The organism is Flavobacterium sp. MAHUQ-57 (assembly GCF_051908335.1).
Taxonomy (GTDB): domain Bacteria; phylum Bacteroidota; class Bacteroidia; order Flavobacteriales; family Flavobacteriaceae; genus Flavobacterium.
In genome coordinates this window covers 1-532 of sequence record NZ_JBPZTE010000003.1, presented here as the reverse complement: position 1 = coordinate 532, position 532 = coordinate 1, and the positions used below count along the sequence as shown (strand labels likewise).

Annotated in this window: 1 protein-coding gene; it reads right to left on the bottom strand. The window is 36.8% G+C overall.

Annotation, left to right across the window (positions count from 1 at the left end):
* A partial coding sequence (locus tag ACS8MM_RS00020) for a tyrosine-type recombinase/integrase (protein WP_379711726.1) occupies positions 1 to 532 on the bottom strand: 532 nt, incomplete at both ends.

Genomic DNA, 532 nt, shown 5'->3' with positions numbered 1-532 from the left:
CGCTTCGAATCTATATCCGTAAGCTTTAGGTTCAGCAATTCGCTTCTTCGTAATCCGCAGGCATAAAGCAAACTCAGCATGGTTTTGTGCTTTAAATTGGAGGTGGATTCCAAAAGCAATTTCACCTCTTCTTTACTCAAAACATTGGGAAGTTTCTTTTCGCGTTTCGGACGATGAATCAAATCAGGATGGATCGCTTTTTCATTTACAATCCTAAAAAATAACTTAATCGCATTAACAATCTGGTTTTGATAAGATGACGAAAGCCGGTGCTTTATGATATAATCGTTGTTGTAGCGTATAACATCCTCATTCGTGATGTCTTTTACCGGCTTTTCCCTGTAGAATACCAAAAATGATTGCAACGCATCACAATAGGATTTTATGGTATTCTGACTGTATCGCTTCGATTTTAAATGTCTGGAAAAATTTTCAATCGCTAAAATACCTTCTTCAGAAGGCATAGACTCTTGTATTGTTTTTAATTTAAATCGGATTCTGTTGGCTTCAGTATCGGGAACATGCCATAACT